We start from the raw sequence: 8993 nt of genomic DNA, 5'->3' as shown, positions 1-8993 counted from the left end.
GCCCGGAAACGGGGCGTCACCGTTGGGTCAGCCCAGATCCTTGCGGGCGGTCTGGAACGCCTGGGCGTGGCCGGCCTCGTCGGTGGCGTTGTGCTGGAAGAGGGTGGCCGCGGCGGTGTCGCCGGCGGCCTTGGCCTGTTGGGCGAACGTCGGGTACATGGTCGTGGACTCGTCGGTCTCGCCGGCGATGGCCGTGGCCAGGTTCCGGCTCGTGGTGCCGACCGTTCCGGCCAGTGCCGCCCCGCCGGAGAAGTGCTCCTGCAGCTCCACGTCGGAGACGGCGGTGAACAGGCGCGCCAGGGCGGGGTTGCCGCTCTGCTGGGCGTGCTGGGCGTAGAGGGTGTACTTGGCGTGCGCCAGGGCCTCACCGTGCATGGCGGTGTCGAGGTTGGCCTTGGTCTGCGCCGAGGTGACCTTGGGCTGCCCGGCCGGTACCGCCACGGGGTCGACGGCCGGGGGTGTCGGGACGGCGCCCTTGCCGGTGCGGACCGCCGTGAGGGCGGCCTGGTACGCGGCGTGGTGCGCTGTCTCGTCCTTGGAGCGCGCGACGCTCGGCCACGGTCAGCCACGCCACGGCGGCCACGATGACCACCGCGAGGACGAGACTGACCGGACCGGTGCCCAGATCAAGGCCGCCGCGCCCGCGGCTGACACCGGCCCAGTCAGCGAAGCAGGCGCCCAGCGGCCGGGTGAGCACATAGGCCCACCAGAACGTGAGCACCGGCGACAGGCCGGACAGGCGATGGGCCACCGCGGGCACCGCGATCAGGGCGGCGAACAGCAGCCCGGAGGGCAGGTAGCCCCAGCCCAGGGTGGCGGCGGTCAGGTCCCCGACCGCCGTGCCGAGCGCGAAGGTGGCCATCACCGCGCACCAGTAGAAGACCTCGCGGCGACCGCCGGCGACCGTCTCCACCGCCAGGGTCCCCTCGGTGCGCCGCCACAGGACGAACACCAGGGCGAGGACGAGGGCGAACGCCGCCGCGGAGACGGCGTAGGGGACACCGAGGGCGACGTGCGCGACATCGGCGGCCATGGTGCCGAACACGCTCACCATGACCACCGCGGCCCAGTACACGACCGGGACGTAGCGGCGAGTGCGGGCCTGTGCGAACAGCGCGGCGGCCAGCAGCAGGCCGGCCGAGCCGACCGCCGGGATCGGCCCGAGCGTGCGGGCGAGGTAGTCGGAGGTGGTCTCGCCCATGCCGGTGGTGAGGATCTTGACGATCCAGAACACCGCCGTCACCTGCGGAACCTTGCTCCAGGCAGGCCCGGCGGACACGGCTTGGCGTCGGTGTGTGCGCTGGGGTGTTGTCATGGCGCCCAAGACGACGGCGCTCCCTTCCACGGTGCGCGGCCGCGGCCGCGCGGAACGAGTGGGTCAGCCGCCCACGACGGTGTTGCCGGTGATCGCGTCGCTGGTGCCGTCCACCGTCACCAGGTGCCGCACGCCGTCCGGACCCAGGACCACGGCCTGCCACGCGCGGCCACCGCCCCGCTCGGTGACCGGGGACAGCGACTCGACCCTGCCGCCGGGCACACCCGACGAGGCCTTGGCCACCGCATCGGCAGCGTCGGTCGACGGCAGCGGCGCCGGCGCACCGTGCACGTCCTGTCCCCGTACCCCGCGATCGCCGTGGCGGCCCCCACGAGTGTCCGGGCCGTCGCGCCGCTCGCGCTCACCCGCGATCTTCCGGTCGCCGTGGCCCTCGCCCTCGTGGTGGACCGCCACCGCCACCGCCGCGCCACCGCCGAGCACGACCACGGCCGCGCCGACCGCGACCCACCGCCCGGAGCGCCGGCGCACCCACCGTCCGGCACGGCCCAGACCCGTGCGCGTCCTCCCGGCAGTCATCGCCGGCTCGACCGGCTCGAACCGCTCCCCGTTCTCCACGGACTCGTTCACACCACCCACCCCTGTCCTCCGCAGGCCCGGGCCGTCCCCGGGCGACAGCCTCAGCATGTCCGGGCGATGCTGAAGATCAGCTGAAGATCCGAAGGCCCCTTCGGCCGCCCGGCCGGACACCTGTCACCCTTGGGGGCATGCGCGTACTCGTGGTGGAGGACGAACGCCGGCTGGCCCAGGCACTCCAGCTCGGACTGACCGCCGAGGGATTCACCGTCGACCTCACCCACGACGGACTCTCCGGCCTCGCCCGGGCCACCGATCACGCCTACGACGTGATCGTGCTGGACATCATGCTGCCCGGCCTCAACGGCTACCGGGTGTGCTCACGCCTGCGGGCCGCCGGCAGCGACGCCGGCATCCTGATGCTGACCGCGAAAGACGGCGAATGGGACGAGGCCGAGGCCCTCGACACCGGCGCCGACGACTACCTGTCGAAGCCGTTCTCCTTCGTCGTCCTCGTCGCCCGCCTCAGGGCCCTCGCCCGCCGCATCGGCACCCGCGCACCCCGGCGCACCATCCTCGGAGACCTCATCGTCGACTCCGCCGCCCGCACCTGCACCCGCGCCGACACGGACATCGCGCTGACCCCGCGCGAGTTCGCCGTCCTCGACCACCTGGCCCGCCGCGCAGGCGAGGCCGTCTCCAAACGGGAGATCCTCGAACAGGTCTGGGACAGCGGGCCCGACAGCGACCCCAACACCGTCGAAGTCCACATCAGCGCACTGCGCCGCAAGATCGACACCCCGTTCGGCCGCGCCGCCGTCCAGACCGTACGCGGTGCCGGCTACCGACTGGCGGCCGACGGTGGCTGACCGTACTCCGGCCCGCATCCGTGCGGCCGCACGCCGCCGCCTGGCCCGCCACCCGCGTCTCGTGGCCCTCACCGCACGGCTTGCCCCACGCTCGGTCCGAGCCCGCACCACCTTCGCCGCCTGCCTCAGTGTCGCCGTCGTCCTCGCGACCGCCTCGGCCGCCGTCATCCTGTTGCTGCGCGCCAACCTGGAACGCACCGTCGAAACCGGTGCCCGCGAACAGGCCCAGGCCGTCGCCCGCCTCGCCACCGACGGACACCTCACCAGCCCGCTCCCGCTCGACCACGGCACCGACTTCATCCAGGTCGTCGACGCGCACGGCAGAGTCGTCGCCGCCAGCCAGAGCCTCGCCGGCCACCCCGCAGCCGCCCCCATCGACCACCAGGACGGCCACGACACCTTCAACCTCGGCGCCCGGGGCGACGAACACCACCAGCGCGTCACCACGATCACGGCCACCACCCCCACCGGCCCGGTCACCATCCACGTCGGCGCCTCCCTGCGCACCGTCGACGCCGCCGAGGACCTCACCACCGCCGCCCTCGCCGCGCTGAGCGCCGTCCTGCTGCTCACCGTCGGCGCCCTCACCTGGCGCTCGACCGGCCGTGCCCTCCGTCCGGTCGAGGCCATCCGCGCCGAAGTCGCCTCCATCGGCGACCGCGATCTCGACCGCCGCGTCCCCGAACCCCGCAGCGACGACGAGATCGCCCGCCTCGCCGGCACCATGAACGCGATGCTCGAACGCCTGGAGGCCGCCGGGGTCCGACAGCGGCGCTTCATCGCCGATGCCTCCCACGAACTACGCAGCCCCCTGACCGTCCTGCGCACCCAACTCGAAGTCGCCCGCGCCCACCCCGACCCCGACGTGCGCAACGACCTGGTCGCCGGCGCCCTGGAGGAGACCGAACGCCTCCAGGCCCTCGCAACCGACCTCCTCCTGCTCGCCCGCCTCGACGCCACCGGACACGACTGGCCGCACGAACCCGTCGACCTCACCGAACTCGTCCGCGCCACCGTCGCGGCCCGCGGGACCGAGCCCCACCCGGTCACCGTCCACACGCCCGGACCGGTCATCATCCACGGGAACCCCCAATGGCTGCGCCGACTGCTCACCAACCTGCTCGACAACGCCCAACGCCACGCCCGGCACCACATCACCGTGCGGCTCGACCTCGACCCCGACCTCGACAAGGCCGCGGGCCGGGCCCTCCTCGACGTGGCCAACGACGGTCCTCCGATCGAACCGGCCGACCAGGAGAAGGTCTTCGAACGCTTCGCCCGCCTCGACGACGCCCGAAGCCGCGACGACGGCGGCGCCGGCCTCGGCCTCCCGATCGCCCGCGACATCGCCGCCGTCCACGGCGGCACCCTCACCGTTCCCGACACACCGGGCACGGCGACCTTCCGAACCAGCCTCCCGCTCCCGGGCGATTCGGCCGCTGCCTGACGACCCGCGCGTGGACCGGTAACCAGGGGCAGTGAGCCTGGCACCGCGACAAGGTGCAGGCTGGTACGGACTGCCCCCGTCCTCGCCGCCGAACCGCAGACCGGCGCGCCCCGCCGTGACCCGTCAGCCGCTCTGGAGGCGGCGGGCCTCGGCGATGAGCTCGGTGGGCAGGGCGGGACCAGCACACGCGTGATCAAGCAGCAGGCCCCGGTACGAGTCGTTCGGCAGGTGCGGCACCAGTCCGATGAGTTCGCACAGGTCGTCGGGCGAGCCCGCGAGCCGGGCACGGTAGGCGGCTCCGGCCGCGCGAAGCGTGACCTCGGTCGGCTCGTGCTCCAGTCCCTGATCGATGAGCTGGACCGCGGTGGTGAAGTCGCCCTGTTCGGCGCGTAGGTCGGCCAGGTCGAGATACAGCGACCAGTCGGCCGGGTCCAGGGCAAGAGCGCGCTGGAACGCCGTCGCGGTCCGATCAGGATCACCCAACTTGCGCCATGTGCCCGCTCGCACGACTTCCGTCAGCATGATCCGCTCAATGGAGTCCGCCCGATCGCAGAGGGCGAACGACGCATCGGTGAGACCGCATGCCCGCAGGAAGATCGCCATCTTGGCCATCGCCTCCGGCAGCGGCTCGCGGGCACAGACCACCTCGATGGCCTCGAACCAGGGACGGAGTCCCTCCCGCACGCTGTGGGTGTCCAGAGCATGGCCGTGATCCATCGTCCGCATGGCGGCCTCGGCCAGTGCGCCGGCACTCACGCCGTCGAGGAAGCGCACGTCGTTGAACCAAGGGGCTTTGGCCCAGGCAATGGTGGGTTGCGCGCCCGTGACCGCGCCGATCGCCAGCACCGCGCCTGCTCTTCCCGGGCCGGCCGCGTCCCGGCCCAGGTCGACGGCGGCACCCGGTGATGCCCCGACCGCACCGGCTCAAGGGCGGCGCTCTCCGTCATCATCGCCGTCACCACCGCCTGGCGGTGAGCGCACCACGCGGGACTGCCCGTTCCATGGCCTACCTGCGGGCCGTGCGTCAGGCTCGATCACCACGACGGTGTTCTCCGGGAGGGAATGCCGACAACCGCGGCGATTCATCGCCCGTGCCGAGAATCCCGGCCAAGCAGTGCCAACTGTCGTGGCCGGGCAGAACGATACGCCGACGCCGCCGAGCCCGCCCGGTGCCAACCACCGTGGCCCGGCACATCAGCGGCGTCCTCGTGAAGCACCGGTCGGGTGAATCGCCATCGCGGGTCAGCGAGGCGGGCGGCCAGTGTCCGGAGTGGGGCCGGGGTGGTCACTGCGTGTCGACCGGAATCGACTGTGGGCTGGATCACGGTTGAGGTTGACCTCGGGGCAGGGTGGAGGCTCGTCGCAGCGGCACGACGCCGACCCGGGCACGACCGATGTGAAGGAGCACCATGTCCACCACCCTTTCCGGCCAGGGGCAGGATCGTCCGGAACTCCAGGAGGCGATCGAGGAGTTGGTCGCGTCCGGTTTCGTCGGGGTGCAGCTGCGGGTGAACGACGAGCAGGGCGAGTGGGTCGGCAGCGCCGGCGTGCGCAAGCTGGGTCAGAGCGCCAAGCCGCTGACGGACGGGCACTTCCGCATCGGCAGCAGCACCAAGAACTTCGTCGCCACCTCGGTGCTCTTGCTGGTGGCCGAGGGCAGGATCGGCCTGGATGCCCCGGCCGATGACTACCTGCCCGAGTTCGGGCTCGACCGGCGGATCACCGTGCGGATGCTGCTGCAGCACACCAGCGGGATCTTCAACCACACCGGCGAGCTCTACGAGGACGGGACGATCGTGCTGGGGGTCCCCTGGCAGGGCAAGGAGTGGGTGGACAACCGGTTCAAGACCTACCTGCCCGAGGAGCTGGTACGGCTGTCGCTGTCCAGGCCGGCGCGGTTCGCGCCGGGTGCGGGCTGGAGCTACGCGAACACCAACTACGTGCTGGCCCGGCTGGTGGTCGAGAAGGCCACCGGCCGTTCGTTCGCCGAGGAGTTGCAGCGGCTGGTCCTGGGGCCGCTGGGGATGACCGGCACCGTTGCGCCGGGCGTCTCGCCGGAGATCCCCGAGCCGCACAACCACGGCTACTACCGCTACGAGGATGCCGGGCAGGAGCGGACGGTCGATGTCACCCGTCAGAACCCGTCCTGGGTCGGAGCCGGTGGTGACATGATCTCGACCACTCGGGACCTGCACACGTACTTCTCCGCACTGATGGGCGGCAGGCTCCTGCCGGCCGAGCTGCTGGCCGAGATGCGCACGCCGGAGGCGACCGTCGGCTACGGCCTGGGGGTGTTCGCGCAGGAAACGGAGGGCGGCACCGTCTTCCACCACAACGGCGCCACCATGGGCTCGGCGGCGCTGATGTACGGCACAGCCGACGGCGCCAAGACCCTGACTGCCGGGCTGACCTGGGTGGACGACGCCGACCTGTCGATAGCACCGGCATTCCGGACCGCCCAACAGCGTTTCGTCGACGGGCTGTTCTGCGGCAAGCTGGGCTGATGAGGAACGGAGTCACGATCGGGCAGGCGGCGGCGTTCGTCGGCGTCACGGTGAAGACGGTGCGGCACTACCACAAGCTCGGCCTGGTCACGGAGCCGGAACGCGACAGCTCCGGCTACCGGCGGTACGGATCCGGCGAGCTGCTGCAGCTGGTTCAGGTACGGACGCTGGCCGCCGCGGGCGTGCCGCTGGCCGAGATCGGGCCCATGCTCGACGCCGACGCCGCGCGGTTCGGCGCCGCGCTCGCCGACGTCGGGCGGCAGCTCACCGAGCGCATCGATGAGCTGGTCGCCCGCCGCGACACGCTGCACCGGCTCGCCGACGGCGACCGGGCCCTGCTGCCCGACCGTGCCTGTGCGGTCCTGGACCGGATGCCCGGCCTCGGCTTCAGCCCCGACTACGTGGCCGCGCAACGCGAGGCCCTGGTACTGGCCCGGGCACTGGTGCCGGAGGGCTTCGACGGCTTCCTGACCCAGCTCGAACACGGGCTGGACGACCCCGAGTACATCGACCTGACCAAGCGTGGTTGGGAGGCCGAGACCTGGGAACCGGACGACCCGAGGATCGAGGAACTCGCGACGGCCATGGCCGACCGCTACCTCGCCAACCCCGCGCTGCTGGGGGATCGCGCCAGCCTGCGGGCATGGGCCAAGGCTTCGGCCCAGTACAAGCTGATCAACAACCACCGCGAGGACCAGGCACCGGTCGCGGCCCGGCTGACCGCGCTCACCGAGACCAGACTCCGCGCCGCAGGCGTACCCATGCCGCACCGGTGACGGAACCCTCATGCCGCCGAAAACGCGCGGCACAGCGGGGGTGTTGACGTGGACGAGTGCGGACCTGGAGCAGGTGCAGGGCGAGGATCGAGGTCTCGGCGTGCTCCTCGTCCGGGCCGGTCATGGAGCCGATACGCCCCAGGAGATCACGCAAGGTCACCGGCAGGCTGGGTTCCTCGGGGAACCGTCGGCTGTTGAACACGAGAGCCGGCCAGTAGACCGGTCCAACCATTCCCCCCGGATGTTCGTCATCATGTGGCCAGACTGTCCTCATGACAGATCAGATCACCGAGCATCTCATCGACCGTTTCGTCAGCGCCCTGCGGCCGGTTGTGCCGCTGCTCTCGGTATGGGCGCACGGGTCGCTTGCCGGAGGTGACTACCAGCCGGGCCGTAGCGACCTCGACCTGATCGCTCTCCTCGGCCGACCGTGCACGGCAGCCGAGGAACAGCGACTTGGCGAGATGCACGAGGCCCTGGGCAGGGTCAGCCCCCTCGCGTCGAGGCTGCATTGCAGCTACCCCGCCGTCACCGAGTTGGACGATCCCGCACGCTCACACCTCACGTGGGCCCACGAGGAGCTCATGCACCGACCGATCACACCGGTGACCAGGCGTGAACTGCACGCCTTCGGACTCGTCCTCCAGGGTCAGCCACCGACCGAGATCCTGCCACCGGTGACCGACCGAGAGCTCGCCGATTCCATCGTCAAGGACCTTCAGAACTTCTGGCGGCCGGCCCTGGACCACCCGGAACGGTGGACGCGCGACATCTGGGTCGACCTCGGCCTGCTGACCCTGGCCAGAGCAGCAGTGACCCTGCAGGACGGCAGACTGATCACCAAGGCCGAGGCCCTCGACGTACTCGCCGAACTGGGCGCCCCCGCGGACGTCGTGGACGACATCAGGCAGCGTCGCTACGGCACTCCCGGCCCCGCCGACCAGCAGTGGATCAACCGGCGGGCAGAACTGACGCTCGCCTTCCTCGGGCCCGCGATCGACCGGATCGTCGCTGCTTCCCTCTGACGAAGCACAGACGCTGGCAACCGCCGATACCGCCGTCGGTTCGTCATCACCGGCCGACCAGCTGCCCCGAGTGCGGGGCCCGCTGGGTTGTCGATCGCCCGTGAGCTCGTGTTCTTGAGCCGGCGGGACTCGGAGGGGGCGTTCGCCGCGTTTCTCCCGGGCCGTGTTGCATGATCGTTCTCATCTGCTTCCAGGCCTGGCGTGACGTGATCGGGCTGCCGTCCCCCACCCCCGGAGAGACGCAGACCTTCGCCTTCGAGACCGTCCATGGCACAGAACCGATCCTGAACGTTGTGGGACTGCCGGGCGGCTTCCACGACTGCCCAGCCCCGACTCGCCAGACGAGTGCTGTCAGAACTCATCAACCACCTGTACGGCACCCCCGACATCGACAAGCTGTCGAAGCGGGACCGCAAGGACGCCCTGCGGCAGATGGCCGAGCGCACCCCGAAGTACGCGACCGTGCCGAACGACTGACGCTGCGGTAGGCGCGAGGGCCGGGACACCGCTGGTGCCCCGGCCC

At 71.4% G+C, this 8993-nt stretch carries 9 protein-coding genes and 1 pseudogene; 6 read left to right on the top strand and 4 right to left on the bottom strand.

The window, feature by feature from the left end; all coding sequences use genetic code 11:
• Positions 1 to 27: 27 nt before the first annotated feature.
• From ACFU7Y_RS33305 to ACFU7Y_RS33295, 3 genes are all read right to left on the bottom strand, one after another.
• The gene (locus tag ACFU7Y_RS33305) at positions 28 to 441 is read right to left on the bottom strand and encodes a ferritin family protein (RefSeq protein ID WP_224274905.1); all 414 of its coding nucleotides are present in this window, start codon (positions 439 to 441) and stop codon (positions 28 to 30) included.
• On the bottom strand, positions 365 to 1243 hold the full coding sequence (locus tag ACFU7Y_RS33300; protein ID WP_308020132.1) for a hypothetical protein: 879 nt from the start codon (positions 1241 to 1243) through the stop codon (positions 365 to 367). Before ACFU7Y_RS33300 ends, ACFU7Y_RS33305 begins: the two co-directional genes overlap by 77 nt.
• Before the next feature lie 135 nt (positions 1244 to 1378).
• Entirely contained in the window at positions 1379 to 1903 is a 525-nt protein-coding gene (locus ACFU7Y_RS33295) for a hypothetical protein (protein ID WP_380770605.1), read from the bottom strand.
• A gap of 137 nt (positions 1904 to 2040) precedes the next feature.
• On the opposite strand from ACFU7Y_RS33295, the gene ACFU7Y_RS33290 reads away from it, so the two are divergent.
• Together ACFU7Y_RS33290 and ACFU7Y_RS33285 are read left to right on the top strand one after the other, a co-directional pair.
• A complete protein-coding gene (locus ACFU7Y_RS33290) occupies positions 2041 to 2718 on the top strand; it encodes a response regulator transcription factor (protein WP_224281534.1) in 678 nt (225 codons plus the stop codon).
• The gene (locus tag ACFU7Y_RS33285; protein ID WP_380770604.1) at positions 2711 to 4165 is read left to right on the top strand and encodes an ATP-binding protein; all 1455 of its coding nucleotides are present in this window, start codon (positions 2711 to 2713) and stop codon (positions 4163 to 4165) included. The genes ACFU7Y_RS33290 and ACFU7Y_RS33285 overlap by 8 nt, the downstream gene beginning before the upstream one ends.
• Positions 4166 to 4288: 123 nt before the next feature.
• Here ACFU7Y_RS33285 and ACFU7Y_RS33280 read toward each other — a convergent pair whose 3' ends face one another.
• Entirely contained in the window at positions 4289 to 5011 is a 723-nt protein-coding gene (locus ACFU7Y_RS33280) for a tetratricopeptide repeat protein (RefSeq protein WP_224281536.1), read from the bottom strand.
• 563 nt (positions 5012 to 5574) lie between these two features.
• Between ACFU7Y_RS33280 and ACFU7Y_RS33275 the strand changes: the two genes are divergently transcribed.
• From ACFU7Y_RS33275 to ACFU7Y_RS33260, 4 genes and pseudogenes are all read left to right on the top strand, one after another.
• Complete coding sequence (locus tag ACFU7Y_RS33275; protein ID WP_380770603.1) at positions 5575 to 6669, top strand: serine hydrolase domain-containing protein; 1095 nt, start codon at positions 5575 to 5577, stop codon at positions 6667 to 6669.
• Positions 6669 to 7445: a MerR family transcriptional regulator gene (locus ACFU7Y_RS33270; protein WP_224281538.1), complete on the top strand. Its 777-nt coding sequence runs from the start codon at positions 6669 to 6671 to the stop codon at positions 7443 to 7445. Before ACFU7Y_RS33275 ends, ACFU7Y_RS33270 begins: the two co-directional genes overlap by 1 nt.
• A gap of 272 nt (positions 7446 to 7717) precedes the next feature.
• A complete protein-coding gene (locus tag ACFU7Y_RS33265; protein WP_224281540.1) occupies positions 7718 to 8470 on the top strand; it encodes an aminoglycoside adenylyltransferase domain-containing protein in 753 nt (250 codons plus the stop codon).
• Between the two features lie 363 nt (positions 8471 to 8833).
• Positions 8834 to 8947 (top strand): annotated as a pseudogene (locus ACFU7Y_RS33260) (peptide deformylase); the annotation flags it as partial.
• Positions 8948 to 8993 lie beyond the last annotated feature (46 nt).

Source organism: Kitasatospora sp. NPDC057542 (genome assembly GCF_042801945.1).
GTDB lineage: Bacteria > Actinomycetota > Actinomycetes > Streptomycetales > Streptomycetaceae > Kitasatospora.
Note: the sequence above shows the minus strand (reverse complement) of the source record. Positions and strands in the feature narration are given on the sequence as shown.